Here is a 26,693-nt window from a genome sequence, read left to right as displayed (position 1 = left end):
CCCACTCTTCATGAGAACGCTTAGTCATATTAACTCCTGATATCATAGTCAGGGGTTAACATAAGGGATCGATGAACACGGTTGAAGATGTACTTGCTCGGACGGTTACGTACGTAATTCACTGGCAGCAAAAGATGAATTATCAGAGGAGAAAATAGTGCGAGAGGCCGGATACTCTCAGGAAAGTGAGCCTGAACAGCTTAAAAGGCTGAATGCAGATCTAGATACCTTAGGCTTTAATTTATCCTCTGATGATCCTGATTACTTAGATTTTCTTCGTGACAGATATCATCAAGTTCAGGAGGATAATATTTAATGCGCTGGATTTGCAAAGATGAAATCGAAGAATGTCTAAGCCGAGCATGGCGTGATACAGCCAATCAAGCTAAAGACAGTTTGCTTGCTGCCTCAAATGCTACAGAAAGAAAGAACATCTTAAAACAACGCGCCTCTTCTGACGTATGGCGTAACTTCTATACACTCTTACCCAACAGTCTTAAAAGAAAGTGTTGGTATTGCGAAGCTGAAGATATCAGAGCTGATATGCCTATTGATCATTTTCGTCCAAAAAATAAAGTAGAAGAAGATCAAAATCATGATGGTTATTGGTGGCTTGCTTTTGACTGGGATAACTATCGGTGTGCTTGTACTTTTTGTAACAGCCGTCGAAATTTTGATGAAACTCAAGGTGGTAAAGCATGCAAATTTCCACTAAAAAAACCCGCAACACGAGCGTATAAACCAGAAGACGATGAGCTGTTGGAGCAAGAATGTCCAGATTTTCTTGATCCATTTGATCCAGATGATGAAAAATTGCTTTGGTTTGATAACGATGGATTGCCGGAGGCAAAACCTGACTCCAACACAGAACAAGTACGTAAAGTAGAAAATTCTATTGATATTTTCCATCTAAATGAGACTAGAATTACTCGTGCTAGAAACCAGATTAGATTAGAAGTTGAAAGGCATGTTAGAAATCTTAGAGAAAATAACAGAGAAAAAGAAGCAAAGCTTGCTTTAAGACGTATGGTGAGAGATACGGAGAAGTTATCCCGCTCTGCAGTTGTTTATTTGCGAGCTCATCGTGATCTTCAGGCTGTAAAAGACATTCTTCAATTGGATTAAATGTTTTTGGAAAGGGAAAAACTATGACAAAAATCACCGCCAGCCAATATGAACCGCTATTTGATTTAGATTATTACGTTGAACAAGGAAAAGGTGAGCAAGCCTCAATCAGCGCCTTGGTGAAACACTATCTTGACGAACACCGCAGAGCTAAACTAGATTAAGGTTAATTTTTCAGTGCTTGTGGCTAACCAAGCCTTATAGGGCTGTGATAAGGCTATTTATTTGCCAGAATAACAATCCAACAGATTAAATCGAAGCAAGCCACTGCTTTTGCTTTTTTCTTTCAATCCCCATCGGAGTAACTTTAACTTTTCGATAAAAAATAGTGTGATTAAGACAGGATGTCGAAAATAGCCTTAGTTGAGCCAAGGACGGCGAATATGAGGCGATAAATATTTTTGTTCATCGAAAATTGAAGTGACTATACTCCGTCGGGCGTTATGGAGATTGTAAAGAGGATAAGGACGAGCAGTCCTCTTTACCCCAGTGTGGATGTGAATCCACGATCTTAGCCTGCGGCAGCAATAAAGATAATTACTGCAATAAAATCCAAACACACTTAATCAATACCCATAATCATTCGGCCCGACTCAATTTATACAAAAAATTGAGTCTTACTGGCACAGATCATAGCCGAACGTGATGCGCTCTTGACTAAAAATAAATCAGTAAAGAAAACTGTTAAAAAGCCGAAAGCGAAGCAATCAACAGCGAACAAAGCCGTCGCCTAATGGATAACGGTTACTTACAATAGAGAATCAAAAGCGATCATTTCGAATCAATACACTGCTTTTGCTTGTTCTTTTATCTTTTAATCCCCATCGGAGTAACTTTAACTTTTTGATAAAAAATAGTGTGATTAAGACAGGATGTCGAAAATAGCCTTAGTTGAGCCAAGGACGAGCAGTTCTCTTTACCCTAGTGTGGATGGGAATCCACGATCTTAGCCTGCGGCAGCAATAAAGATAATTGCAGCAATGTAATCCAAACACACTTAATCAATACTCATAATCATTCGGCCCGACTCAATTTAGATAAAAAATCGAGGGTTACTGGCACGCATCAAAGCCGCCTCATCATTACAGCCTAAAACTTGCACAGACCGACCGAGAGTAATACAATGTAATACATGCGAAGGGTGTTATGAATGGAATGAGGCAGGTTTAAGATGAAAATACAAATTAAAAAAAGCGGTAATTCTGCTGCGATTAGGATCCCTGCAGATGTACTCAAGCAGCTTAATCTTGCGATTGGGGAGGAAATGTCCATGAAGATCACGAGCACAGGAATGTCATTTGAAAAAGTGACCCCGCCGCGTGAAGATTGGTTTAATGATATTTGTCCTATTTCAGTTAAAAATGAAGCCAATACCATGGAAAATGATTTTGATGCGATCCAAAATCACAGTTTGGATGACTGGGATCATGGCGACCAATGGTAAAAAAATATAAACGATATGATGTGGTTGGCATTAACTTGGACCCAACCATAGGCGCTGAATGTCAAAAGTTTCGTCCTTGCGTGGTGATATCGCCCGATGATATGAATGTGGCACTGCAAACCATTATCATCGCCCCATTAACGTCAACCCGACGAGGCTGGAAATTTAGACCCTTGATCACCGGACCCAATACCCAAAGTGAACTGGCATTAGATCAAATGCGGGCAGTGGATAAATCTCGGATCACGAAAACTTACGGCAAACTGATTAAAAAAGAACAAGATTCTGTTTATTCAATTTTAACCGAATTTTTTATATAAAAAAGGCCGAACATTGCTGCTCAGCCTTTTTTAAAATATCCGCCAGTGATGTGTTATCCCACGACTAATATAGCACCGAGGATAGCGAACTGAGGCTTACATTCACTGAAACTCGTCACTCAATTAAGAGTGGCAAGGGTTTAGTTCATTCCGTATTTTTTTAATTTCTTACGTAGCGTACCACGGTTAATGCCTAGCATGTTGGCTGCACGAGTCTGATTACCACGAGTGTGCTGCATGATAATGTCTAAAAGAGGCGCTTCCACTTCGCATAACACCATTTCATAGACTTCTTCGGCTTCTTGTCCGTCCATTTGAGCGAAAAAATTAGTGACAGCACGCTTAACCGCATCGCGTAATAATTGTGGCTTAATAGCGCCACTAGCGGTTTCGATTTTACCGACGGTTAGCGGGTGAACTTCTGTGTGAGTTGTCTGATCAAACATTCGTATTCTGCTCTTTATTTATGTGGTACAAATTCATCAAAATAGCGTTCCAACATGGAACATTGTTCTGCAACAGTCTCAAGACGATTAAACTCGCTCCTGAACGTGCGCTGGGGTTCTTGGTGTAAATACCATCCAACATGTTTTCTGGCGAAACGGATCCCCTTATATTCGCCATACAATGCATATAACTTCTCGAGATGTTCCAGCATCACTTGACGCTTTTCATCCATCTCAATAGCCGCTAAATGCTTACCTGTTGCCAAGTAATGTTGGATTTCTCTAAATATCCAAGGCTTTCCTTGTGCTCCTCGGCCTATCATAAGAGCATCAGCACCCGTATGTTCTAGCACAAATTGTGCTTGTTCTGGGGTAGTGATGTCTCCGTTTGCTATGACGGGAATAGAGACATTTTTTTTAATTGCCTTAATCGTGTCGTATTCGGCATGACCCTTATACATGCATTGCCGTGTTCGACCGTGAACGGCTAACGCAGCAATACCACAATCTTGTGCAATCTGGGCTATCTGAACGCCATTCCTGTGCTCTGGGACCCATCCCGTTCTAATTTTTAAGGTAACAGGTACATCAACGGCTGCAATCACGGCTTGTAAAATGAGCTTTACTAAGGCCGGGTTTTGCAATAGTGCAGAGCCTGCTAACTTTTTATTTACTTTCTTTGCCGGGCAGCCCATATTGATATCAATGATCTGAGCGCCTTGCTTTACATTCACTCTGGCTGCATTGGCCATTAATTCAGGACAGGCTCCCGCAATTTGAACGCTGCGGATCCCTTCCTCACCAGCATGTGCCATTCTAATTCGGCTTTTATCGGTATCCCAAACATCGGGATTTGATGAAAGCATCTCCGACACCGCCATGGCTGCGCCATAACGAAGGCAAAGATTTCTAAAAGCTTGATCTGTGACACCTGCCATTGGGGCGACGATCAGCTGATTGTTCAGTTGATACGGACCAACTTGCATTTATCAACACACCTTGCGCTTCAAAGGGGCGCTATAATACGTCTTTTTTGCGTCCATGAAAAGGTCAATAAATGACCTGAGAGAAACTTTTTTTCTTGACTTTTGTTGAGTTAGAAATAAGTCGATAATAAAATGCCTGTGTCTGTGCTATTTACGTATGCCTGTCAAGCGGCTCCAGTCGTCTTTATGAGCAGGCTCATCCATAATAAACCACTTTGAATAAAATTCAGACAACTCAAGAGCTTGTTCTTTTAACAGACCTGATAATGCTAATTGTCCACCGGGAGTGACTTTTTCTGCAATTAAGGGGGCTAATGCTCTTAATGGGCCCGCTAAAATGTTGGCCACCAGAATATCGGCGAGTAAATCATCAGGTTGGTCTTCGGGTAAATACAGCGCTAATTTATCTTGTACTTGATTGCGTTCGGCGTTGGCTTTTGAGGCTTCAATGGCTTGATAATCGATGTCGATACCGCTGACATATTGTGCGCCCAATTTGAGAGCCGCGACGGCCAGAATACCTGATCCGCAACCAAAATCGATCACTTTTTTATCAGTAAAGTCTAATCCGTCTAACCATTCTAAACACAATGCCGTGGTCGGGTGAGTACCGGTACCGAAAGCGAGACCCGGATCTAAAATGACATTCACCGCAGTAGGATCGGGGATCTCGCGCCAACTTGGGCAGATCCATAACCGCTCGCCAAATTTAATTGGGTGAAAGTTATCCATCCATTCCCGTTCCCAATCTTTATCTTCGACTTGTTCAATTTTATACGACAGAGAGTCTCCAACAAAAGGCAATGCCTTGAGTCTATCGACCACAGGGATGAGATCGTGATCGGCTTCGAAAAGGGCAACAATGACGGTATGAGCCCATAGCGGTGTTTCACCTAAGGTTGGCTCATAAATAGGCGTGTCTTGACCATCTTCAAGGGTAATAGAGAGGGAACCCTCTTCCATTAGCTGATCGCTGATGGCATCAGCATGGGCATTGTCGGTATCAAGTCTTAGCTGGATCCAGGGCATGTTAATCTCTGTCTAGGCAAATAATCGCGCCAGTATACCCAAGTGGTCTGAAGATGCTAGTTTCTGAAGCTAAACCTGTGAAGAAGCCTCTTCAACGGATTAGGAAATGGAGGATTAAATGGGAGTGATATGAGCAGGCGTTGGCGGATAGCGTCCATAAAAAAGCCGCAATAGCTGCGGCTTTCATTGTTTTGATTGATTGAATACTTAAGCCAATCGAATACGGTATGATTTAGCTCTTAGCGCGTTTCATTGCGGTAAAGAACTCATCATTGGTTTTGGTCATGGCAAGCTTATCAATTAAAAACTCCATGGCGCTGACTTCATCCATCGGGTGAAGGATTTTACGCAAGATCCACATTTTTTGTAGCTCATCAGAAGTGGTTAACTTCTCTTCACGACGAGTGCCTGAGCGGTTAAAGTCAATGGCAGGGAAAACGCGTTTTTCAGCGGCTTTACGAGACAAGTGAAGCTCTTGGTTACCCGTGCCTTTAAACTCTTCGTAGATGACTTCATCCATCTTAGAGCCTGTATCAACCAGAGCGGTTGCGATAATGGTTAAACTGCCACCAAACTCGATGTTACGGGCGGCACCAAAGAAGCGCTTAGGACGATGTAATGCGTTGGCATCAACACCCCCTGTAAGTACCTTACCTGATGATGGGATAACCGTGTTATAAGCACGAGCTAAACGAGTAATCGAGTCAAGCAGAATAACCACATCTTTTTTATGCTCAACTAAACGTTTGGCTTTTTCAATGACCATTTCGGCAACTTGTACGTGACGACTCGCTGGCTCATCGAAAGTCGAGGCGATAACTTCACCTTTAACCAAGCGTTGCATCTCGGTGACTTCTTCAGGGCGCTCATCGATCAGTAATACCATGAGTACCACATCAGGATTGTTGTAGCTGATGCTTTGCGCAATATTTTGCAATAATAATGTTTTACCCGCTTTTGGCGGTGCAACGATCAAACCACGTTGTCCTTTACCAATGGGTGAACATAAATCCAAAATGCGCGCGGTAATATCTTCTGTTGAACCATTACCACGTTCCATACGAATACGTTCTTCTGCATGTAATGGCGTTAAGTTTTCAAATAAGATTTTTGTGCGAGAGTTTTCAGGTTTATCGAAGTTAACTTCTGCCACTTTTAATAGGGCAAAATAACGCTCACCTTCTTTGGGTGGGCGGATTTTACCAAAAATACTATCACCCGTGCGCATGTTGAAACGGCGAATTTGGCTCGGTGAGACATAAATGTCATCAGGTCCCGCTAAATAAGAACCATCTGAACTGCGTAAGAAGCCAAAACCATCTTGAAGGATCTCTAAGACACCGCCTCCAAAAATATCTTCACCGCTTTGAGCGTGGGCTTTAAGAATTGAGAAAATAATGTCCTGCTTGCGAGCGCGGGCCATATTTTCTATTTTCATTTCTTGTGCGAGTGTAACTAAATCTGCAATCGGTGTGTTTTTTAATTCTGATAAATTCATCTTAGATGGGTCTTGTGTTTTGCGTGACGACGCTATAAGTGATCAATAAATAAGGCAATAAAAAGAATATCAATCGAATAGCTAGAAGGGGTTAGTTTAGAAAGAGTCTGGTCATTAAAGTAGCACTAACTTTAATGGACGTCTAGAGATTTAAGCCCATTCGGCACATTTTTTATGAAATATGTGCCGAAGGGACATTTTATATACTATTTAATCTATTGATTTAATAGTTTTTGTATTCACATTTGTACTTATATTTGTGCGTCGATAAACTCTTTCAATTGCGTTTTAGACAGTGCACCGACTTTGGTGGCGGCTAATTCACCGTTTTTAAATAACAGTAAAGTTGGAATACCGCGTACGCCATACTTAGCTGGAGAGACTGAATGTTGGTCAACATTTAGTTTCGCGACGGTGACTTTACCTTCATATTCTTGTGAAACATCATCTAGAATGGGCGCAATCATTTTACAAGGACCACACCATTCAGCCCAAAAGTCTACCAATACGGGTAAATCAGACTTGATTACGTCATTTTCAAAGCTGTCATCACTGAGGTGTACTATCTTGTCGCTCATTCTTATTCTCCGGTTTGGTTGCCATTGCTGGTTTGTTAATGGCTTAACCTGTATATTGGGCCATTAAAATGGCTTTTCAAGTTTAAACTTACGCATTAAATTAAGTTACACCACTGGAAATGAGAAAACGCTCTTAGACAAGTCGGTGATTGACAGGCTATAGTGAACCTGCGTCAATAGCGTCTATCTAATTATACGTAAAAGTACGTAAAAGCGTTTTAAACCAGCCCTCAAAGAAATGCATATTTTTTGAGAGTCACCACTCAGTATATCACTGAAATAGGCTCTCCCTCTGATTTCTTTGAGTGTGCACCTATTTTAGTGTGATAAGTATTCTATCGCTATTTCAAACGATTGAGTTTCTTATTGCAACCCTACAGGTAAGCCTGCGCTATGAGCGAAACACATTTATCAACACAAAAGTTTGCCGATTTACCTTTACAACCAAAAGTTAATCAGGCGCTTAGTAAAGCTGGTTTTGAATATTGCACGCCAATTCAAGCCTTGTCATTACCGATTTTGTTACAGAAAAAAGATATTGCGGGCCAAGCCCAGACCGGAACAGGCAAAACCTTAGCGTTTCTAGTCGCGACCTTTAATCATCTATTGACTACACCTATTCCCAGTGAGCGTCAAATTAATCAGCCTCGAGCGATTATTATGGCTCCAACACGGGAGCTGGCTATTCAAATAGCTAAAGATGCCCGTACGTTAGCTCAAGAAACAGGTCTTAAAGTGGGCATTGTGTATGGCGGTGAAGGCTACGATGCACAACGAAAAGTCTTAGATAAAGGCATCGATATCTTGATTGGCACCACGGGACGTATTATTGATTATGTCCGTCAGGGTGTCATTAATGTCAGTAACATCCAAGCTGTGGTACTGGATGAAGCCGATCGTATGTTCGATTTGGGCTTTATTAAAGATATACGCTTTTTATTCAGGCGTATGCCGGATGCAAAGTCTCGCCTCAATATGTTGTTTTCAGCTACATTGTCGATGAAAGTGCAAGAACTGGCTTATGATCACATGAACGAGCCTGAAAAAGTTGAAATTGCGCCGAATGAAAAAACCTCTAAAAATGTTAAAGAAGAAATTTTTTATCCTTCAATGGATGAAAAGATGTCTTTGTTATTGTCTTTAATTGAGGAAGACTGGCCTGAAAAAGCCATTGTCTTTTCAAACACCAAACATAGCTGTGAGAAAGTGTGGTCATGGCTTGCGGGTGACGGCCATCGAGCAGGCTTGTTAACGGGTGATGTGCCACAAAAGAAACGTTTACGGATATTAGAGCAGTTCACTAATGGTGACATCGATATATTAGTGGCCACCGATGTAGCTGCTCGTGGCTTACATATCTCAGACGTATCCCATGTTTATAATTATGATCTGCCTGATGATTGTGAAGATTATGTCCACAGAATTGGCCGAACGGGCCGAGCAGGACAAAAAGGCGTATCAGTGAGCTTTGCCTGTGAAGAATATGCGCTGAATTTGCCGGCCATTGAAAGTTATATTAATCATTCGGTTCCTGTGAGCTCTTATGATAGTAGTGCGCTGTTAGACGATATTCCTCCACCAGTTCGCATTCATCGTAAACCAAGTACGCATTCGCGCAATCAGCGCAATCAGCGTGATCGTACCGGTGGTAAACCTCATGGTGCTCACAATAGTGGCACGCGTTCTCGTCATGATCGGACGCGTAGGCATTCATAATGACATCGCCTCTTTATGCTGCCATTACTTTAGGGTCCAACAGTTTTAATATGTTGGTTGCCAGAACGGTTAATGGCCAACCTTGCATCATCGCGAAATTTAAGCGTAAAGTCAGGTTAGCAGAAGGGGTTGGAGATAAAGATCATTTAAGTCATGAGGCAATGATGCGAGGCATAGATTGCCTTGCGATGTTTGCCAGTGAAATTGAAAAAGCCGCTATTGCGTCAGAGCATGTAATGGTGATTGCTACGGCAACCTTGAGAAGAATAGCGAATGCCCAGGAATTCCGTCGCCAAGCATTAAGAGTGCTTCCTTATCCGATTGACATTATCTCAGGCGAAGAAGAAGCCGAGCTGATTTATCAAGGCATGGTGGCGACAACGCAAGGGGATGAGAGGCGTTTGGTCATCGATATTGGCGGGGCCAGTACCGAGTTTATTATCGGGGAAAGTCATCATTTATTGTTGAAAACCAGCTTGCCGATAGGGTGTGTCACTTTTAATCAGCAGTTCTTCACTCACTTGCCCTTCACTAAATCAGATTTTTTTAAAGTGAAAAATCAAGTTGAAGCCGTGTTAAAAGAGGTGCGTCAGCCATTACTCGATTTAGGTTGGCGTTCGACATTAGGCGCATCGGGGAGTGTTCAAGCGGTGATGGAATTATTAGCGTCGAGAACACAACCGCAAGTTATCACCCATGATGTACTGACTCTATTGCAGCAAGATATAATCCAACTTGGGCATGAGAATGTGATTTCGATAATAGGGCTTAAGATGGAGCGGGCACCGACTTTTGTCTCTGGAGTCGCGATTTTGTTGGCGTTATTTGAGTTATTAGACATTAAAGCATTAACCTTGTCAGGTGGTGCGTTAAGAGAAGGCGTACTCGAGCAATTGGCGGCTAAAGTGGGTTGAACGCTGCAGCGTGAGTCGTGATCGGCCTCAATTGATGGAGGCCAATCAATTTATTGCTTTCTACTTTCAAATCATCACCCCCTTACGACTTCCTTTATCGGTTTAACATATTCACTAAGTCTACTTCTAAGGAGTCGGTAGGTGATTCTACTATTCGGCCAAGTTCTTGCCCGTCTTGCTTAATAATAAACGTAGGGATCTGGGTAAAAGTATAGTGCTGAGCTCGTTTTTCTGGATCCTGTTTAAGACGATCGACGCCAAGATAAGTCACGTGAATATTGTGCTTGTTGTTTAACTTCAGTGTTTCGATAATGCGAATGAAGCGGGCAACTTCACGGTGACAATCAGAGCACCAAGTGCCGATTATCACAATAATGTTTACGGCCTGACTGAGCTTGCGCATGGGCTCAAGGATCGTGTTGTCTGTTTGATACTCACTATAAAAAGGTTTGAATTCGTTGAGTTCTTTTAACGTATCAGGCTGTAATTTTCCAGTTAATATCATAAGGCTGTCTCTTATAATAAAAGGCGATATTATCAAAGAGAGAATATCGCGATAGATATGAGGTGAAGAATTAGGTTTTATCTGCTTTTAGCCATTGGGCCACTTGTTTAGCAAAGTAAGTTAAAATACCATCGGCTCCCGCACGTTTAAAGCATAATAAGGATTCCATAATGGTGGTTTTTTCGGCTAACCAACCATTTTGAATAGCCGCCATGTGCATGGCATATTCACCACTGACTTGATAAGCAAAGGTTGGGACAGCGAGTTCATTTTTGACCCGTCTGACGATGTCTAAATAGGGCATACCCGGTTTGACCATTACCATGTCGGCACCTTCTTGGATATCAAGTGCGACTTCATGTATTGCCTCATCACTATTGGCGGGATCCATTTGGTAACTGTGTTTATTGCCGCCTTTTAAATTTCCAGCAGAGCCTACGGCATCACGAAACGGGCCATAATAACTCGAAGAGAATTTAGCCGAATAGGCCATAATCTGCGTATTGACAAACCCTTCGGCTTCTAGCGCCTCACGAATAGCACCAATGCGACCATCCATCATATCAGAGGGGGCGACCATATCGGCGCCCGCTCTTGCATGAGATAAGGCCTGTTTCACTAAGATATCGGTGGTGATGTCGTTGAGGATATAGCCGCTGTCATCAATAATGCCATCTTGGCCATGAGTGGTAAAAGGATCTAATGCCACATCAGTCATGACGCCTAATTCGGGAAAAACAGCTTTTAATTCACGCACCGCTCTTTGTACGAGGGCATTGTCATTATAAGCCTCTTCTGCCATTAAGCTTTTTTTCTCACTGGGTGTCACTGGGAATAAGGCGATTAAAGGGATGCCTAATTCAACTAGCTCTGCAGCCTCTTTGATGAGTAAATCAATAGATAAACGTTCAATTCCAGGCATTGAGGCGATTTTTTCAGTGCGATTTTCGCCTTCTAGGATAAACATAGGATAAATAAGATCATTGACGCTGAGGGTGTTTTCGGCCATTAGGCGGCGACTAAATTCATGCTTTCGCATACGGCGCATTCTGCGCTGAGGATAGGCACTGGTCATCAGATTCACAATTAACTCCAAACTGTATTTATAATAGAATGAGATCCGGGGAGTACATTTGTACTTGATTACGTCCTTCATTTTTGGCGCGATAAAGCGCCTTGTCTGCTTGATCTAATAAAGAGGGGGTATCGGCCTCTTTATTGATTATTTGACAACTTACGCCAATACTAATAGTCAATTTGATCAGTCTAGTATCCCAGTAAATATTGAGTTCACTGATGCTTTGACGGATCGATTCTGCGACGTTTATTGCGCCGCTCTCGTTGGTATCGGGGAGAATAATAGCAAATTCTTCTCCTCCAAAACGTGATACAAGATCCATTGGTCGTTTTAAATTGACCGAGAGAGCATTGGCGATAAGCCTCAGTGCATGATCGCCCGCTAAGTGGCCAAAACTGTCATTAATCGATTTAAATCGATCAATATCAAGCATGAGTATGGCTAAGGGACTTTGTTGCCTGCGGCTAATTTTGACTTCTGCCAGTAAGCGTTTATCAAAGGCATTGCGATTTTTTACCCCAGTCAAACTGTCTATGGTGGTTTGCTCTGTCAGTTTGGCATTGGCTTGATTCAGTTCTCGAAGGGCGATTTCTAATTCAAGCGTACGCTCCTGTACCATGAGCTCTAGTTTTTCATTATGCTTTGCTTCGACTAATAAGGCTTGTTCTTTATTTTGCCTAATTTGTTCGGCCTGATCTAATGCTTTTTGTTGAATATCGAACTTTTCTTGGCGCTCATCGTTATAACGGATCGCCAGCACGGCAGCCATAAAAATAATCTCAAAACTTAACCCTAACATGAAAGGGATCTGAGGCTGAAAAGGCAAGCTGAGAATATCTAAATACATCAATCCTGAAATTAAACTGCCTATCAGTACAGTTGAGCAACCTAAGGTATAAAGTTTTGCCAGTTTGTGGCCTTTAATCCCTTGAATGATTGCCATAAACATTAATAGTGAACTATTTGCGAGTAAAGAAATAATGTTGATGTCAATGGCCAGTTCATAAGGAAGAAAAGGGCTGAACAGTAACAATATGACGGCATAGCTAATACCGTAGCGACAGAGTTTCAGCATGTGAGGGCTATTGCGTTTCAGTTGGAGTATTTTCTCAGTAAATAATAATCCAAAAATCATGGATAAGGGTAATAAAACGGGTACCATGAATTGTTGTAATATTGGCCATTGTGGCCAAATAAATCGAAAGGCAATCCCGTATAACGTGGCGACAAAGAGGGTGATAGAAAACACATAGCCCGCATAATAACTGTAACTAAAAGAACCTGAAGTAATCGCGATGAATAGGCTAAATAACCCGATTGAAGCCAGTGCGCCTAATTGAAAACCATGCAGTAAAGAAAGATGCTCTGAGTATTGAGTAAAATCATCAACTGACCATAAGGTTAGCGGAATGCTCGCATGACCTTTGGTATCGATTTCTAGGTAAAAAGCATGTTGCTCATTGGGATTGATATCAAAAGAGTAGACAAAATTATTATTAATAATCGGCCGTTGTGTAAACGGATATCGATCGCCCATAAATAACTCAGAAACCAGTTCACCCTCATTAAAATGGTATAGGTTGATCTTATCTAAATGGGGGTTATCCAATGATAAAATGCGATGTATACTGCCGATATCATTGCTATATAGGTTGAATTTCACCCACAGTTTTTGAGTATCAATATTTTTAATCATGGTCGCAGGTAAATGTTGCCAAACATGATCAGGGAGTTTTTTGATATTGATGATGTTGCTTGTTGGCTTAATGGTGTAATTAAGCCAAGTCGCTAGCGATAGAGGTCCTGGTGTCTGCTGATCAATGTTAACCGCGGTATTGGCAAGTGATAGAGTGGACGCTTGACTTGGCGTTTGATTTAATAATGTAAAAAAAAACACAGCAAACAGTAAGCGGAAGCGACAACTCATATTTTCGCATCCAAGTTAAAAAAATGCCGACTGTTGCGGTAGGTCTGCTCTGCAAATTGAGTGGCATCTTGTCCTCTGAGTGTGGCAATATAATTGGCAATATGAGGTAAGTATTGCGGTTTGTTCTTACCTGACTTGGGTTTAGGCTTTAAATTTCGAGGCAATAAATACGGACTGTCTGTTTCGATTAAAATGCGATCATCAGGAATATCGACCACTAATTCAGCCAGTTCTTGTCCCCTGCGCTCATCACATACCCAACCTGTGATACCGAGATGGAGATCGAGTGCTAAATAAGCGTCTAGACTGTCTCTATTACCAGTGAAGCAGTGCAATAATGCATTAGGCAAAGAAGAGCGATACTCTTTTAATATGGTCAAAAAATCATGATGAGCGTCACGTTCATGCATGAGTACCGGCATATTAAGTGTGGCGGCCAATGCCAGCTGAGCTTCAAAGGCTTGGCGTTGCCGATCTCGGGGAGAAAAGTCACGATTATAATCTAATCCACATTCGCCGATTGCCACAACACTTGCAGAAGAGCCCAATTGTGTCAGTCTCGTTAGGCTGTCAGTGTGCCACTGCGATGCTTGATGAGGATGCACACCCGCTGTACAGTAAAGTTGCTTAGGGTAGGTTTGACATAATGTGATGGCTTGTTCACTTTCATCTAAATCACTGCCAATAACAATAAGGGGAGAGACTTGCTGTTCAAACGCCGTTTGTATTATTTGTTCGCTGTCTTTTTCTAAACTGCTGCCAACGAGGTTAACAGCAATATCTATGTATTTTGGCATCAGTAAAGGCGTTTCACTCTAATAGTCGTATTTTGATTATCGCGTCCTAGCATAAAAGATCCGAGTGCACCTGTTTTAATAAATAAGGTTTCATCGATTTTGACTTTAAAGTAACGAGCATCGGTTTGTTTCCACACTTGACCATTATCAAAAGTGATTTTTAACGCGCCATAGACATTTTTATCGACTTTAGTGACACGGGCATAAATCTTTTCTATTTGCTCGTCTTTCGGTTTTTCTTTGAGGCCAAAACTGTCTTCAACCGTTAGGATTTTAGGCGTGGAATCTTTAGCAGAGAGTTGAGCAGAAGTCACATTTTTACCGGCTTTAACGGCATCGGTAAGTTTATCGTAACAAATGAGACGATCAAGCTTATCGGATACGCTAGAACACTGCATTAATACATGTTCTACATCGGCGAAAATGCTACTGCTGAATAACAGGCTTGTTAATAATATTGTATTACGCATGAATAACGACCTTTTATCTTATTATTATATATCAATATTTATTTATAATGTGCTGTTCATGATTTGTATACGAACAGAAAAAAAAATGTAATTTAGCACGATCAGAATATCATTTGGTACTGTAATTGCAATTGTCTTATGCCAAAGTGACTAGAAAGGGACCGTTGTTTAGTTTTTTGTGAGTGGTTTTATGTCAAGGCGAAGGGCGAGAAGATAATGAGGTCTGTGGTACTTTTTATGCTTGAGTAGGGGAATGAATGTTGGGGATATCAATTGATATCCCCAAGGATTTGGGAATTGTTAACCTGCACTCGGTTTATGTCTCTTTTTTATCGTCTTGATTTTCATTTTCATCTTCGGTCGATTTTGGCGCATAAAAACGTGCGCCAATAAGGCCTAATTCAAATAAAATGAGCATGGGAATGGCGAGCATTGTCTGGGAAATGATATCGGGTGGCGTCAACAGCATACCGATAACAAAGGCACCCACGACAATATACGGGCGCTTACTTTTTAATGAATCAGGGGTGGTTATCCCTGCCCAGCATAATAAAATAACTGCAATCGGGATTTCAAATGCTAACCCAAAGGCGAAAAACAATTTAAGAATGAAGTTTAAATAACTGCTGATATCGGTCGCAATTTGTACGCCTTCGGGGGCCACACTGGTAAAAAAGGCAAAAATAACAGGAAAAACGACGTAATAGGCAAAAGCAATCCCTAAATAAAACAATAAAGTACTACTGAGTAGTAAAGGGACAACCAAGCGTTTTTCATGTTTATACAATCCCGGTGCGACAAAAGACCAAATTTGGTAGAGCACGTAAGGGATGGCGATAAAGAATGATAGGACTAATGTGAGTTTAAAAGGGGTAAAAAAAGGTGCGGTAACATCGGTTGCAATCATGCTGCTTGATGCTGGCATCGCGTTCATTAAGGGGATAGCAACATAGTGATAAATATCGTTAGACCAATAAGCTAAGCATATAAAAACCAATAGTACACTGCCAATAGCATGTAATAAACGTTGACGTAGTTCAAGTAAATGTGAAATCAAAGGCTGTTGTTGATGTGGCATGGACTATCCGTCAGTATTTGTCTAACTGGCTATTTTTATTAGCAGGAATGTCCGTTTTGGTTGCTGTAGCAGCACGATTAGGATCGGTTGGATCATCATCGACAGACTCTTGTAATTCAGTAGTGAGATCGTTTAAACCTTGTTGCTCAGCTTTTTTGAGATCAGTTGCGGTGCTATCATCGATTGGATAAGGGCTATTTACCGATCTAGCTGCTTGCTTTAATTCATCGATTTGATAAGGGCGATTAACAGATTCAGCTGCTTGCTTTAAGTGGTCGACAGATTCTTGTAATTCAGGCGCGAGACCTTTCAAGCCCTGCTGTTCCGCTTTTTTGAGATCGGCGTGCAGTTGATCAATTTTCAGTTCTTGCTCTAGCTCATCTTTAACAGCATTGGCCATTTTTTTCATGGCACGGATCCAGCCTGAAATGGTACGGACTGCCACTGGCAGTCTTTCTGGGCCGAGTACCACTAAGCCCAAAACGCCAATTAATAGCAATTCCATGAAGCCGATACTATCGAACATAAATTATGACACCGACTCTTTATCTTTTGACTCAGTTTTTTTGGCTGTCGTCTCAGTGTTGTTAAGGGTGTCTTCTGAGATGTTAGCAGTGTCTTCAGCGGTGTTTTCTTTAAGTGCTTTTTTTTCTTCTTCGCTAGTCATGGCATTTTTAAAGCCTTTAACCGCGCCACCGAGATCGCCACCCAGTGAGCGTAATTTTTTTGTGCCAAATAATAAAACCACAATTAATGCAATAATCAGCAATTGCCAAATACTAATGTTACCCATAACAGGAAGCCTCAAAATATAGATATGAGATCCATTATACCTGAATAAGTAAAGATTGCAGTAGCCGTCATAATGAGATTTAACATTCATTTAAAATTTTGTGAGCAATGATGTGGATGAGTGAGTGCTAATGAAATGAGCTAAGAGTATTTCTTTCGGGGTAACATAGTGAAAGTGCTAAGCAAACCTGTTGAAGATGCAGGATTCTGCTGGCTTGAGTTTTTTATACGTTTAACCCATAAAATGAGCTCAAGGGCTTAATCTTGAGCAAACAATGTTTCATGTACCGTTCATTTTTTATATTATTATAAGGGGAAGGATCCTCAAATAGGTTAAAATTTACCGCTTTTAGGTCGGCTAAACCAGCCAACAATCCACGTGACAATACCAGCCGTGATAGTGGTATGAGAAATCCAAGCTGTCACACCTTGATTAAACAACATGACGCCACTGAGTATTAATACTGCGGCTGTGATCAGTAAAAAATGGCTTTTATGGGCTTTTTGTTGTTGCTTTAAATAGCGATCGAGTAATTTATTTTGAGAATTAACAAAGTTTCGTCCAACCTTAAGATTATCATAAATAAGCTCAGGTAATTCAGGGAGTTTATCGGCCCAATATGGTAATTTTTCTTTGGTCTTTTTGAGTAGAGCTTTGGGACCTACTTGCTCGGCAATCCAACCTTCTAAGAATGGCTTCGCTGTTTGCCAAAGGTCAAGCTGGGGATATAACTGACGCCCTAAACCTTCGACATACAGTAAGGTTTTTTCAAGCAATACCAGTTGAGGTTGTACCACCATGTCAAAACGTCGGGCGGTTCTAAATAGTTCTAGTAATACATGACCAAATGAGATTTCATTGAGGGCTTTATTGAACATCGGTTCACAAACCACTTTGACCGCTTGCTCAAAAGCAGTGATGTCAGTATCGGGGGAGACCCAGCCAGACTCGATATAGAGTTGAGCGATACGGCGATAATCACGATTAAAAAAGGCTAAGAAATTTTCGGCCAAATAGCGCTTATCTTCATTGGTAAGGGTCCCCATAATGCCAAAATCTAATCCGATATACTTTGGGTTATCAGGATGTTCTCGGCTGACAAAAATATTGCCAGGATGCATATCGGCATGAAAGAAGTTATCTCTAAATACTTGGGTGAAAAACAGTTCGACCCCTCGCTCTGCCAGTAATTTTAAATTAGTGCCTTGTGCTTGTAAGCCATGCATGTCCGATACCGATATCGCATCGATACGCTCCATGACAATGAGGCGAGTAAAGCAAAGTTCTTCATACATGTAAGGAATATATAAGGTACTTGAATCGAGGAAATTATTTCTTAATTTGATGCCATTTAAGGCTTCCAATTTGAGGTTTAGCTCACCTTCAATGGTGGTACGATAATCTTCAATGACTTCAATAGGGCGAAGACGGTTATTTGCGCCAAGCAAGGTATCAAGCAGTTCGGCGACCTGTGACATGAGTTGCAAGTCAGCATGAACTTTTGCTTCAACATCGGGGCGCAATACTTTGAGTACCACCGCTTTGCCGTTTGATTTAAGCGTGGCGGTATGAACTTGTGAAATAGAGGCTGACGCGAGCGGGGTGTCATCAAAATCATCAAATAAAGAGTCAATCGGCGCATTAAGCTCTATTTCAATGGCCGTTCTGGCTAATGATGTTGCAAAAGGTGGCACTCTGTCTTGTAACATTGACAGCTCTTCGGCCCATTCATCGGTCAATAAATCACGCCGGGTGGATAACATTTGGCCAAATTTGATATAAACCGGTCCGAGCTCTTGCATGGCCAGCTTTAAGCGTTCGCCACCGGCACTGTTTTTGTGCTGGTTGGTTAACCAAAATAAACAGCGTCTGAGGAATCGAAAGTACCAAGGGGTGAGTTTGGTCGGCAGAAGCTCATCGAGTCCGAAATGAAGTGTCGTCTTGATGACTTGGTAAGCCCGACGAAAACTGCTGATACTCATGCTGTGGTGGTTACCTTGTGACTGAGATGGCTTATGCGTAGCGATAGTTGCTCGAGATCAAGATTGAGGGTATCGACATTATCACTAAATTGTATGTATTCGAGTTTGTGAGGCGCGATACGATATTCTTCAGTGGTTAATTGCGCCACATGAGACTGTGTTTGATGAAATATTTCAGTGACTTTATCTCGAGTTCGCTTTAAATGACTGAAAAGCATATGTGTGGGAGCATCGCCTAAATAGCGTGATAGGGGCTCAGCGAAATCGATATCGAGGGTTTGAATCAACTGACTAAAGGTTTGCAGCAGGCTTAAATCGCCTTCAAGGCTCAATTTATCTTGTTTGATCAATTCGGTCAGGTTCGCACCTTCTCTGAGCTGATATAAAGTGGTGAGATCGACATTAACTTGTGTCGCGACCTTGCCTTCATAATGACTTAACACCAATACGTTATCTGAAAAAATAAAATACAGTGGCCAAGATAATTGCGCCAATTGGATCCCAATCACTTGTCTTTGTAAATCGCGTAATTTAGCGTAATCTTCAGGCGATTGAGAGATTAATTGGTTTAAGCCTGTTTCGAGTGCTGCACAAAGTAGCAAGCTGAGTTCACGTTTCATACTATTAGCCCAAGTGATAGCCCATGTGACAATCTAAATAAGATTGTCACTAATTAAAACTTATAGCCTTTATGTAAAGCGACTATGCCATCGGTCATATTGGTATAACTCACTTGTTCAAAGCCCGCATCTGTCATCATTTGTTTTAATGTTTCTTGATCCGGATGCATACGGATAGATTCCGCTAAATACTCATAGCTATCTGCATCTTTAGTGATCATTTTGCCCATCTTAGGTAAGATTTTAAAACTATATAAATCATAGATTTTACGCATCACATCATGCTGTGGCTTTGAAAATTCAAGGATCAGTAATTTTCCCCCCGGTTTTAATACTCGTAGCATAGAGGCAATGGCTGCACCTTTATGGGTGACGTTACGTAAACCGAAGGCAATAGTAATGATATCAAAGTGATTGTCAGGAAAAGGCAGGGCTTCGGCATTGGCTTGCACATAATTAACATTACCCACAATGCCTTTATCTCTGAGCTTATCACGACCGACTTTTAACATGGAATCATTAATGTCGGCGAGGGTGACTTGGCCCGTTGGCCCCACGATACGAGAAAATTTAGCGGTTAAATCACCCGTGCCACCGGCTAAATCGAGCACTTTCATGCCGGTTCTGGGCGCAGCGCTTTCAATGGTGAAGCGTTTCCAGATACGATGAATGCCAAATGACATCACATCGTTCATGATGTCATATTTGGCTGCGACAGAGTGAAAGACACCAGCGACCATATCTTCTTTTTTATCGGCATCGATAGTTTTATAACCGAAATGAGTACTTTTTTGGCTGTCTTCTGGCATGTGTGCATTCCTATAAGCTGGCAATGTAAGACGTGTGCGCATGGGCTCAAATAATGTTAATGAATGATCATGCTTCAATAAATCAGCGCTGGAGATGTAAGAACGAAAAACAATGTGCTGCACAGGTCTTCTCAAATCTGACTGCGCATTACACCATAATATTAGTCAATATTGAATAGATAAGTGGATAGGAGAGGTGAAATTGTGTCTTGTCTCTCAACTTATCATTTTTCATACGCTGTAACAAAAGAAGTCAGTCTGTGTTGCAATGTAAGCTTTGGTAATGTTTTATCGGGTATTTAACGGCGCTGGTAGTGAAAAAGTGTTGCTATTTGAATCTAAATCAGGTTACTTAATAATAGCAACAAGGAATTTGGGTGGGCTGTGAGTGAGCTTTGGGGTATAGTACGCGGCTGAATATGTGCAACGTAGATCGTTTATTTTAAAGGTTAGCTTGATTTGATTAAAAAATATCGTGTTGATTTGAAAAGTATTCCTTCATTACTCTCTCTGTATTGCAAGATATTTTTCGTGCGTAAACCGGGGTGGGATGAACAACCTCTGCCCTATATTTCGGTGGCGACAGAGCAGGTGACATTATCAAAAAATAAAGTGGCGCGTTATGCCGAGGTGTGTGGGTTTACGTTCGATGGAAAGACGTTACCTTTAACCTATCTTTATGTGGTGTCTTTTCGTTTACATGCCAGTATTTTTACCCATGAAGGCATTACTTTTCCGCTATTAGGCATTATCCACTTAAAAAATAGCATTACGCAATATCGTTCTCTCGGTATTGATGAACGCTATGACATTGAATGTGCAGTCGTGACCAGTAAAGTGACTGAAGCGGGGCTGGAGTTTGACTTTTTATCTAAAGCCAGTGTCAATGGTGAGCTCGTGTGGGAGTCATTGTCGACTTATTTATATCGAATGGAAGGGCCTAAACGTCGCGTTAGACCGCCAAAAGCGAATGACATGAATTGGGCTCAACCGGTTAATTGGAGCCTTCCTGAAGATATTGGACGTCGATATGCCAAGGCATCGGGCGATTACAATCTTATTCATTTGCATCCGTTTTTCTCCAAACGGTTTGGATTTGATCGTGGACTCGTTCATGGGATGTGGTCTAAAGGGCGCTGTATCGCACAAATGATGCCAGAAATAGGCGATCGGGCTTGTAAGGTGGAGGTCGAATTTAAATTACCGTTATTTATGCCTTCAGAAGTCAGTTTTGATGTTGAAAAAACCGATGATAATTTGGTGTTTGAACTAAGAGATCATAAAGGGCGTCGTCCACACCTTTCGGGTGAAATTCATTTTATCGAATAAGCAAGCGATGCAAGACGGGGCGAGGAGATTACTCGCCCGCTCGAATTACCGGTTTATTTTTATTGTTAATGGCTTCTTTAATTGCACACGGCAAGAGACTTTCGATGAGCCTTATTACGGCTTGGATTCATTCAATGGATAGACGGGTCAAATTTAAACGTCAAAGCTGATATACTCCCTCGCTTGTTGTCCTGTTGTATGAATCGAAATCGACTTATTTAAAGAGAACTGCTGCCGTGTTGTGTACCCATTGTCATAAAAGCTTTCAGATCAGTAAGGTTGAAAATCAGCGCGGAAAGGGACTGAATTCGCAGATCCAATGCCCACTCTGTGAGGCATGGTTAGGCCGCAACCCCATTTTAAGCCGCTTAAAAATGGTCGGTTTTTATATCGGTGCTTTTGCCATAGCAGCTTGCTATTGGGCACCTGAATATAAAAACATTGCCATTCCCGTCACGATTCTATCGATTATTGTCTTACTGGTATCACACCTGATGGATCACCTTTATGTCACCGAAGCACCAGTTATACCTGAAATTAATAACGACGAGCATCGCCGCAAATATCGTTAGTGGTGTTTTGCGATTAAAGTGGCAACGGGCTGAAAACGATATTGCTAGCGGCTTAAATAATCTTATTAGCCATGATGCGCGGTATTTTATTTAAGCATTTAGTCTTAGTCATTAACACGCCTTGAAATTTTTTTTAACATAAATTAATTGTCAATCCCCCGTTAAGATGTCAATCAACAGATTATAATATTAACCCTATCCCAGCCATAGCTGACAAATAACCCTCTTAGAACAAGCCCATCGTATAATTTTTTTTGGCATAGCTCACAGCTTAATTGTTAATAAGTTTAAGTAAAATGTTGTCAATATGCTTGTAAGTGTGTAAATTGCGTTTGGTTAAAATTTGTCTAAATGGATATTAGAGTGGTTGTTATGGCTAAAAAATGGATTTGTACTTATTTTGTCTTGTTATTGAGCAGCAGTGCTTATGCTGAAACTTTTGAGAAAGCCTATGCCCCTATCGGCGTGGGTGATATCACCATTTTTATTCCTATCGACAGACAGCCTCCCGTGCCTATTTCATTTTCAATGACACAAACAGAGTCCGACTATTTATTGGCTTGGGACCCCAGCAGTGCCAACCGTTTCAAGCTAGAGCAATGGATTGATGGTCAATGGCTATTAATATCCGATAATATTTTAACCAATCAGTATCAAACCTCCCTCGATAATGGCCCACAATTTAGAGTCAGTGCTTGCGATCAATACGGTTGCTCCGATTGGCGAGAAGTCAATAATACCGTCGAAGGAGAGCTGATGATAAGCCGTTTCAGCGGTTCCCATCATGCTGTAGAACGTGGCCAGCAGGTGAGTCTTTCTTGGGAGGTATCATCAGCAATTGAGCTTAAGATCACCAGTAATCAAGGCCATCGTTTCACTAGTTATGCCGAGAAAGACCAGCAAGATTTTTATGTGAGTCAAATAACAGAATTTACCTTAACGGCGACAGGTTTTGAACATACTTATACCCAAACTCTCACCGTGTCGCCTGCCGCTATCGTGACCGACTTTCAAACTCAGCCGCAGCAAGATACCTATACTCAGCCTCTGTTAGCGCTAGTATTAAACCAAAATGAGACCATGCTGCCCATTGAGCGGGCGTTGTTATCGATAACATTAACGAATGGGGATAATTTGAATATTATCCCCCAGCAAGACAATAAATTGTCTCGCGTGAGTGATAACGGTGAATTGATTTGGACCCAGACGCTTAATGGCATGGTGGCCAATCAGCCCATATTACAGCTTGATAATGCCAGTCAAAGTGGGCAGTTATATTTTGGCGTGTCCAGCCTTAATGGCACGGGCGAGATCTGCCGTATCCATATCGATGGTAGCGATTTGCAATGTCTTGTTGAACAACCTAATAGCCAAAATAGCTTAGCCAGTATGATTGCAGGGCCGGTGATTGTCGATGACCGCCTGTTTAGCTTCGATATTAACGGTCATTTATATGAAATTAATATTGATCCTAATACTGATTTCAATAGCGAGTCTAATGTAAACAGCTATCGTTATCACGCCAAAGTGCCCTTGGCTGAGGGGGACGCCATACTCACGCCACCCGTGGCTGATACAGTTAACAATAGCCTCATTTTACGCACCCAATTAGATAATGTGATCGCCCTTGATATTCCGACGACTCAATCGAGTGTGAGCGTTTTACTGCAACAAGCGACAGCATTTTTGGGTTTTGATTTTTTGGCCAAAACAACGCAGACCAATAAGATCGCAGGTGAAAAGGAAGTCACAACTGACATAACAGATAGTCAATCACCAGCAAACACTAATAACACATTAGCCATTAAATGGACTAAAGCTTTAGCTCAGGATGAGGCACGCTAACATGGAATTTAACGCATTAATTCAATCCATCTCGGGTTCATTGTTCAAGAACGTAACCACATTAATAAGCCATGTTGCTATTAAAATGGGCTTAGCTTTTTGTTTGTTATTGTCATCAAATGTCTTCGCTATACAATGTAATAATATGGGAGAAACACCAAGTGAAACCTTTGATATTTTAGAAAACTCAAGTCAGTATAAAGAATTTTGGAATGCGAGGCTTTATCTAGAGTATCGAGATGATCCTAAAATTGACAATGGCTATGCTCGGTTACACTATGTAAATGTTACTGTCTGTACGCTTAGTGGCACTCGAGTGAATTATAAAGATCTCCCAACAGCAGATAGTCGGCCTGGTAATATAAAAATAGATAGTACTCTATTAACAGGTAGCCACTCTTCTTATATTATTCAATATCGTTACTCTTACACTATTGGTGCATTGGATCAATGGGATAAAATGTGGGAAAAGACCTTTACTCAAAGCGCTATAAAACGAGTTAATGTCTATAAAAATCAAAATCCTTCTGTTGAACTTTCAACATCAACTATTTCCGTAAATTTGGGTGAAACAGCGGAGGTTACTGTCACAGCTAAAGATAACGAGGGGAAACTCGATGGGGATTTAACACTAACCGTTCCGAGTGACTGGGAAGTGAGTCGCCAGCCCTGCGCTAGCACTACCGAATTTAAGCACGAGTGTCTGTATAAAATCACCCCGCCAAATAAAGCGTCTAGTCTCGGCACTAAGGACTTCATGGCCAAAGTCCTCGATAAAATGAACTTACCTGCAAGCAAAAGTGGCACCATAACGGTATCTGAAACTAATAAAGTGCCGGAGTTTACTCAGGCTAAAATCAGTAAAACCACGATTGGCATTGATCAAAGTGTGACATTAACGGCCAAGGCAAAGGATAGCAATGTAGATCCGGCCAAAAGGTTAAATGGCATCAAATGGTGTTATTCAGAGAGTGATTCTACAGCCCAGTGTAAAGAAATAGTGAAAAGTACCCCTAAAGGGGAGAAGTGTTATGTATCCGATGATCTCAGTACTGCAAGCTGTGAGTATACTAAAACCTTCACTAATTCAGGTGTGTATACCTTATGGGCTGTAGCATCTGATCCTCATAGCACAGTTAAATCTGACAAGAAAACCTTAACCGTTGATGCGCCGCCTGTGGTCACGTTTACGACCTCGGGACGCTTTAGCTTAGGCAGTAAGGTGAACTTCACGGCCACAGCTGTCGATGATAACCTAAAATACCTTAAGCTGTGCTACGTCAAAGAAGGGCAGGGTAAAACAACCTGTCCCAATGAAATCAAGCTCTGTGACCCGAACGCGTCGCAACAAACGGTTTGTGAAGAGAAAAATTTTCTATTAGACCCTGATGACTTTGAGATCACGCAATATGATTTTTATGCTTTAGCATCCGATGGCATTAATCCTGCAGTGCATCAGAGTAGTATTGAAAATATTATTGGTAGCTATACTGTCTCCGTGCCCGATGTCACAGCCAGCTCCAATGTACCAGGTGTGATGGCCAATGTTTCAGGTACTTATCACAAACTGAATGCTGATAATATTGCCATTAGCAGTATTGTGCTGTATGTCAATGATGTTCAGCAGCAAATCATCACGGATGTGAATAGCAGTACAGTATTTGCATTTGACTATGCCTTACCAAGTATCACTCAACCGATTTTTGAATTTAAGCTTATTGATAGTGAGGGGGTAGCAGTTTGGTCGCAGCCTTTTACTTATACCGTTGATTTAACTCACCCGCCTATTGTGGCACCCATCGTCAGTCATAATGCAGGCAGCACTAATACAGATGGCCGCATAGCGCTCACCGCAACACCCGTAGGTAATGCCACTCAATATGAATGGTATAAATATCAAACTTGTCCAACCAATGAGCAAGAAGGCAACAGTCTAGGTAGCACGCTAAATCCGAGTCACACAGTGATTAAAAACTATGAGGATAACGGCCAATACTGCTATTGCGCCCAAGCGAAAAACAGTAATGGCCCAGGCCCAATAGGCTTTGGCAACGCGTGCGCCCAAGTTACTTTGGAGGTGCCTGACTATGTTCCTGGGCTAACTCGCTTTTCGCCAAACTTGTCGTTATCACAAAATAGCTCTTATCAACTTGAGTGGCTCAATACCAATAAAGGCGCGAGAAGCTTTAAAGTAGAACGCCAACTAGGCCACGCCGATACTAGCCAAGCTTGGCAAACCCTTTATGTTGGTGCCAATACTCAGCTACTTATTTCAACCATTACTGTGCCTAATGTCAGTGTGGCAGGCCTTGAGGCGGGTGATGTCAGCTATCGTGTCACTGCCTGTAATAGTGATAATGTGTGCGAAGCGGGGCAAATTATTACCGTTAATCACCAAGTGCCATATTTACATGAAGCAGAGTTTGTTGAGGCGGCAAGTTCAGCCAATTTTGAAGTCAATCAAGCTGAAATTATATTTGAAGGGCTAGGCTTACAAGGAATAGACACGGCTAACATTCAACTGCGCAATACGGGGGAAACCGTCACCCTAGCTGTTTACCAGCAAGCGGGTGATGGTCATAGTCGTTATCGCTTAAGGCCGACTCCACGAGTGATTAAAGGCCTCGATAATGGCGGATTACGCCTGCAGGTGAGCACATTAATAGGCAGTGCCACAATTGAGTTTAATACACAAGGCAGCAGTGATAGAGCCAATATTGATTTAATTAACAAACGGTAAACCCCCGGCTCTGCCGGGGTGACTCGCATAGGTTTCACCTATACCGCGGTATAGGTAGGCTCAAGTCTCGACCAAAAGACAGGAGAGCAACC

Annotated in this window: 27 protein-coding genes; 11 read left to right on the top strand and 16 right to left on the bottom strand. The window is 41.7% G+C overall.

All coding sequences use genetic code 11. The annotated features are described in order from the left end of the window. The first annotated feature begins 157 nt into the window (after positions 1–157). The 5 genes from L2764_RS18020 to L2764_RS18000 all read left to right on the top strand — a co-directional run bounded on the left by L2764_RS18020 (position 158) and on the right by L2764_RS18000 (position 2,889). Entirely contained in the window at positions 158–316 is a 159-nt protein-coding gene (locus L2764_RS18020) for a hypothetical protein (protein ID WP_248941717.1), read from the top strand. After that, on the top strand, positions 316–1,125 hold the full coding sequence (locus tag L2764_RS18015) for a retron system putative HNH endonuclease (protein WP_248941716.1): 810 nt from the start codon (positions 316–318) through the stop codon (positions 1,123–1,125). Before L2764_RS18020 ends, L2764_RS18015 begins: the two co-directional genes overlap by 1 nt. Positions 1,126–1,148: 23 nt before the next feature. Then, positions 1,149–1,289, top strand: coding sequence for a hypothetical protein (locus tag L2764_RS18010; RefSeq protein WP_248941715.1), 141 nt, complete (start codon positions 1,149–1,151; stop codon positions 1,287–1,289). Between the two features lie 1,007 nt (positions 1,290–2,296). Next, positions 2,297–2,569, top strand: coding sequence for an AbrB/MazE/SpoVT family DNA-binding domain-containing protein (locus tag L2764_RS18005; RefSeq protein ID WP_248941714.1), 273 nt, complete (start codon positions 2,297–2,299; stop codon positions 2,567–2,569). Further along, positions 2,563–2,889: a type II toxin-antitoxin system PemK/MazF family toxin gene (locus L2764_RS18000; protein ID WP_248941713.1), complete on the top strand. Its 327-nt coding sequence runs from the start codon at positions 2,563–2,565 to the stop codon at positions 2,887–2,889. The genes L2764_RS18005 and L2764_RS18000 overlap by 7 nt, the downstream gene beginning before the upstream one ends. Positions 2,890–3,029: 140 nt before the next feature. On the opposite strand, the gene fis is transcribed toward L2764_RS18000, so the two are convergent. The 5 genes from fis to trxA form a co-directional block, all read right to left on the bottom strand. Then, the gene (gene fis, locus L2764_RS17995; RefSeq protein ID WP_248941712.1) at positions 3,030–3,335 is read right to left on the bottom strand and encodes a DNA-binding transcriptional regulator Fis; all 306 of its coding nucleotides are present in this window, start codon (positions 3,333–3,335) and stop codon (positions 3,030–3,032) included. 14 nt (positions 3,336–3,349) lie between these two features. Continuing rightward, complete coding sequence (dusB, locus tag L2764_RS17990; RefSeq protein WP_248941711.1) at positions 3,350–4,321, bottom strand: tRNA dihydrouridine synthase DusB; 972 nt, start codon at positions 4,319–4,321, stop codon at positions 3,350–3,352. A gap of 147 nt (positions 4,322–4,468) precedes the next feature. Continuing rightward, complete coding sequence (gene prmA, locus L2764_RS17985) at positions 4,469–5,350, bottom strand: 50S ribosomal protein L11 methyltransferase (protein ID WP_248941710.1); 882 nt, start codon at positions 5,348–5,350, stop codon at positions 4,469–4,471. Positions 5,351–5,582: 232 nt separating this feature from the next. After that, positions 5,583–6,848, bottom strand: a complete 1,266-nt coding sequence (gene rho, locus L2764_RS17980) for a transcription termination factor Rho (RefSeq protein WP_248941709.1) — start codon at positions 6,846–6,848, stop codon at positions 5,583–5,585. A 251-nt stretch (positions 6,849–7,099) separates the two neighbouring features. Beyond that, complete coding sequence (gene trxA / locus L2764_RS17975) at positions 7,100–7,426, bottom strand: thioredoxin TrxA (RefSeq protein WP_248941708.1); 327 nt, start codon at positions 7,424–7,426, stop codon at positions 7,100–7,102. Between the two features lie 393 nt (positions 7,427–7,819). Here trxA and rhlB point away from each other — a divergent pair, with 393 nt between their 5' ends. Beyond that, positions 7,820–9,142: an ATP-dependent RNA helicase RhlB gene (rhlB, locus tag L2764_RS17970; protein WP_248941707.1), complete on the top strand. Its 1,323-nt coding sequence runs from the start codon at positions 7,820–7,822 to the stop codon at positions 9,140–9,142. After that, on the top strand, positions 9,142–10,056 hold the full coding sequence (locus tag L2764_RS17965) for a Ppx/GppA phosphatase family protein (RefSeq protein WP_248941706.1): 915 nt from the start codon (positions 9,142–9,144) through the stop codon (positions 10,054–10,056). The genes rhlB and L2764_RS17965 overlap by 1 nt, the downstream gene beginning before the upstream one ends. A gap of 94 nt (positions 10,057–10,150) precedes the next feature. On the opposite strand, the gene L2764_RS17960 is transcribed toward L2764_RS17965, so the two are convergent. From L2764_RS17960 to ubiE, 11 genes are all read right to left on the bottom strand, one after another. After that, the gene (locus tag L2764_RS17960; protein WP_248941705.1) at positions 10,151–10,561 is read right to left on the bottom strand and encodes a thioredoxin family protein; all 411 of its coding nucleotides are present in this window, start codon (positions 10,559–10,561) and stop codon (positions 10,151–10,153) included. 70 nt (positions 10,562–10,631) lie between these two features. Further along, positions 10,632–11,645, bottom strand: a complete 1,014-nt coding sequence (hemB, locus tag L2764_RS17955) for a porphobilinogen synthase (protein WP_248941704.1) — start codon at positions 11,643–11,645, stop codon at positions 10,632–10,634. 19 nt (positions 11,646–11,664) lie between these two features. Then, a complete protein-coding gene (locus L2764_RS17950; protein WP_248941703.1) occupies positions 11,665–13,566 on the bottom strand; it encodes a sensor domain-containing diguanylate cyclase in 1,902 nt (633 codons plus the stop codon). After that, on the bottom strand, positions 13,563–14,363 hold the full coding sequence (locus L2764_RS17945) for a TatD family hydrolase (protein ID WP_248941702.1): 801 nt from the start codon (positions 14,361–14,363) through the stop codon (positions 13,563–13,565). Before L2764_RS17945 ends, L2764_RS17950 begins: the two co-directional genes overlap by 4 nt. Beyond that, positions 14,363–14,833: a hypothetical protein gene (locus L2764_RS17940; protein WP_248941701.1), complete on the bottom strand. Its 471-nt coding sequence runs from the start codon at positions 14,831–14,833 to the stop codon at positions 14,363–14,365. The genes L2764_RS17945 and L2764_RS17940 overlap by 1 nt, the downstream gene beginning before the upstream one ends. A gap of 316 nt (positions 14,834–15,149) precedes the next feature. Continuing rightward, positions 15,150–15,911 carry a twin-arginine translocase subunit TatC gene (gene tatC / locus L2764_RS17935; protein ID WP_248941700.1) on the bottom strand — a complete coding sequence of 254 codons (762 nt, stop codon included), beginning with the start codon at positions 15,909–15,911 and terminating at the stop codon, positions 15,150–15,152. 10 nt (positions 15,912–15,921) lie between these two features. Beyond that, positions 15,922–16,437, bottom strand: coding sequence for a Sec-independent protein translocase protein TatB (tatB, locus tag L2764_RS17930; RefSeq protein ID WP_248941699.1), 516 nt, complete (start codon positions 16,435–16,437; stop codon positions 15,922–15,924). A 3-nt stretch (positions 16,438–16,440) separates the two neighbouring features. Continuing rightward, complete coding sequence (gene tatA / locus L2764_RS17925; protein ID WP_248941698.1) at positions 16,441–16,704, bottom strand: Sec-independent protein translocase subunit TatA; 264 nt, start codon at positions 16,702–16,704, stop codon at positions 16,441–16,443. Between the two features lie 332 nt (positions 16,705–17,036). Then, on the bottom strand, positions 17,037–18,686 hold the full coding sequence (gene ubiB, locus L2764_RS17920; protein WP_248941697.1) for a ubiquinone biosynthesis regulatory protein kinase UbiB: 1,650 nt from the start codon (positions 18,684–18,686) through the stop codon (positions 17,037–17,039). Then, positions 18,683–19,306, bottom strand: a complete 624-nt coding sequence (locus L2764_RS17915) for a ubiquinone biosynthesis accessory factor UbiJ (RefSeq protein ID WP_248941696.1) — start codon at positions 19,304–19,306, stop codon at positions 18,683–18,685. Before L2764_RS17915 ends, ubiB begins: the two co-directional genes overlap by 4 nt. Before the next feature lie 53 nt (positions 19,307–19,359). After that, positions 19,360–20,115: a bifunctional demethylmenaquinone methyltransferase/2-methoxy-6-polyprenyl-1,4-benzoquinol methylase UbiE gene (gene ubiE / locus L2764_RS17910; protein WP_248941695.1), complete on the bottom strand. Its 756-nt coding sequence runs from the start codon at positions 20,113–20,115 to the stop codon at positions 19,360–19,362. Positions 20,116–20,574: 459 nt separating this feature from the next. Between ubiE and L2764_RS17905 the strand changes: the two genes are divergently transcribed. The 4 genes from L2764_RS17905 to L2764_RS17890 all read left to right on the top strand — a co-directional run bounded on the left by L2764_RS17905 (position 20,575) and on the right by L2764_RS17890 (position 26,601). Next, positions 20,575–21,444 (top strand): MaoC/PaaZ C-terminal domain-containing protein, encoded by an 870-nt coding sequence (locus L2764_RS17905; protein WP_248941694.1) that lies wholly within the window; start codon positions 20,575–20,577, stop codon positions 21,442–21,444. Between the two features lie 236 nt (positions 21,445–21,680). Beyond that, positions 21,681–22,016: a hypothetical protein gene (locus L2764_RS17900; protein WP_248941693.1), complete on the top strand. Its 336-nt coding sequence runs from the start codon at positions 21,681–21,683 to the stop codon at positions 22,014–22,016. A 372-nt stretch (positions 22,017–22,388) separates the two neighbouring features. Continuing rightward, positions 22,389–23,861 carry a hypothetical protein gene (locus L2764_RS17895; protein WP_248941692.1) on the top strand — a complete coding sequence of 491 codons (1,473 nt, stop codon included), beginning with the start codon at positions 22,389–22,391 and terminating at the stop codon, positions 23,859–23,861. Position 23,862: 1 nt separating this feature from the next. Then, positions 23,863–26,601: a hypothetical protein gene (locus tag L2764_RS17890; RefSeq protein WP_248941691.1), complete on the top strand. Its 2,739-nt coding sequence runs from the start codon at positions 23,863–23,865 to the stop codon at positions 26,599–26,601. Positions 26,602–26,693: the final 92 nt, after the last annotated feature.

It is taken from the genome of Shewanella surugensis, assembly GCF_023284005.1.
Lineage (GTDB): Bacteria > Pseudomonadota > Gammaproteobacteria > Enterobacterales > Shewanellaceae > Shewanella > Shewanella surugensis.
This window is presented reverse-complemented; position numbering and strand designations above follow the sequence as displayed.

What these genes read in the sequence shown, in the direction of transcription:
- tatA (WP_248941698.1), bottom strand. Translation starts at nt 16,704, where the DNA reads ATGGGTAACATTAGTATTTGGCAATTGCTGATTATTGCATTAATTGTG.
- ubiE (WP_248941695.1), bottom strand. Translation starts at nt 20,115, where the DNA reads ATGCCAGAAGACAGCCAAAAAAGTACTCATTTCGGTTATAAAACTATC.
- L2764_RS18005 (WP_248941714.1), top strand. Translation starts at nt 2,297, where the DNA reads ATGAAAATACAAATTAAAAAAAGCGGTAATTCTGCTGCGATTAGGATC.
- fis (WP_248941712.1), bottom strand. Translation starts at nt 3,335, where the DNA reads ATGTTTGATCAGACAACTCACACAGAAGTTCACCCGCTAACCGTCGGT.
- L2764_RS17965 (WP_248941706.1), top strand. Translation starts at nt 9,142, where the DNA reads ATGACATCGCCTCTTTATGCTGCCATTACTTTAGGGTCCAACAGTTTT.
- tatB (WP_248941699.1), bottom strand. Translation starts at nt 16,437, where the DNA reads ATGTTCGATAGTATCGGCTTCATGGAATTGCTATTAATTGGCGTTTTG.
- rho (WP_248941709.1), bottom strand. Translation starts at nt 6,848, where the DNA reads ATGAATTTATCAGAATTAAAAAACACACCGATTGCAGATTTAGTTACA.
- L2764_RS17890 (WP_248941691.1), top strand. Translation starts at nt 23,863, where the DNA reads ATGGAATTTAACGCATTAATTCAATCCATCTCGGGTTCATTGTTCAAG.
- L2764_RS18015 (WP_248941716.1), top strand. Translation starts at nt 316, where the DNA reads ATGCGCTGGATTTGCAAAGATGAAATCGAAGAATGTCTAAGCCGAGCA.
- prmA (WP_248941710.1), bottom strand. Translation starts at nt 5,350, where the DNA reads ATGCCCTGGATCCAGCTAAGACTTGATACCGACAATGCCCATGCTGAT.
- L2764_RS17950 (WP_248941703.1), bottom strand. Translation starts at nt 13,566, where the DNA reads ATGAGTTGTCGCTTCCGCTTACTGTTTGCTGTGTTTTTTTTTACATTA.
- L2764_RS17945 (WP_248941702.1), bottom strand. Translation starts at nt 14,363, where the DNA reads ATGCCAAAATACATAGATATTGCTGTTAACCTCGTTGGCAGCAGTTTA.
- dusB (WP_248941711.1), bottom strand. Translation starts at nt 4,321, where the DNA reads ATGCAAGTTGGTCCGTATCAACTGAACAATCAGCTGATCGTCGCCCCA.
- L2764_RS17915 (WP_248941696.1), bottom strand. Translation starts at nt 19,306, where the DNA reads ATGAAACGTGAACTCAGCTTGCTACTTTGTGCAGCACTCGAAACAGGC.
- L2764_RS17940 (WP_248941701.1), bottom strand. Translation starts at nt 14,833, where the DNA reads ATGCGTAATACAATATTATTAACAAGCCTGTTATTCAGCAGTAGCATT.
- rhlB (WP_248941707.1), top strand. Translation starts at nt 7,820, where the DNA reads ATGAGCGAAACACATTTATCAACACAAAAGTTTGCCGATTTACCTTTA.
- trxA (WP_248941708.1), bottom strand. Translation starts at nt 7,426, where the DNA reads ATGAGCGACAAGATAGTACACCTCAGTGATGACAGCTTTGAAAATGAC.
- L2764_RS17895 (WP_248941692.1), top strand. Translation starts at nt 22,389, where the DNA reads ATGGCTAAAAAATGGATTTGTACTTATTTTGTCTTGTTATTGAGCAGC.
- L2764_RS17960 (WP_248941705.1), bottom strand. Translation starts at nt 10,561, where the DNA reads ATGATATTAACTGGAAAATTACAGCCTGATACGTTAAAAGAACTCAAC.
- ubiB (WP_248941697.1), bottom strand. Translation starts at nt 18,686, where the DNA reads ATGAGTATCAGCAGTTTTCGTCGGGCTTACCAAGTCATCAAGACGACA.
- tatC (WP_248941700.1), bottom strand. Translation starts at nt 15,911, where the DNA reads ATGCCACATCAACAACAGCCTTTGATTTCACATTTACTTGAACTACGT.
- L2764_RS18000 (WP_248941713.1), top strand. Translation starts at nt 2,563, where the DNA reads ATGGTAAAAAAATATAAACGATATGATGTGGTTGGCATTAACTTGGAC.
- L2764_RS18010 (WP_248941715.1), top strand. Translation starts at nt 1,149, where the DNA reads ATGACAAAAATCACCGCCAGCCAATATGAACCGCTATTTGATTTAGAT.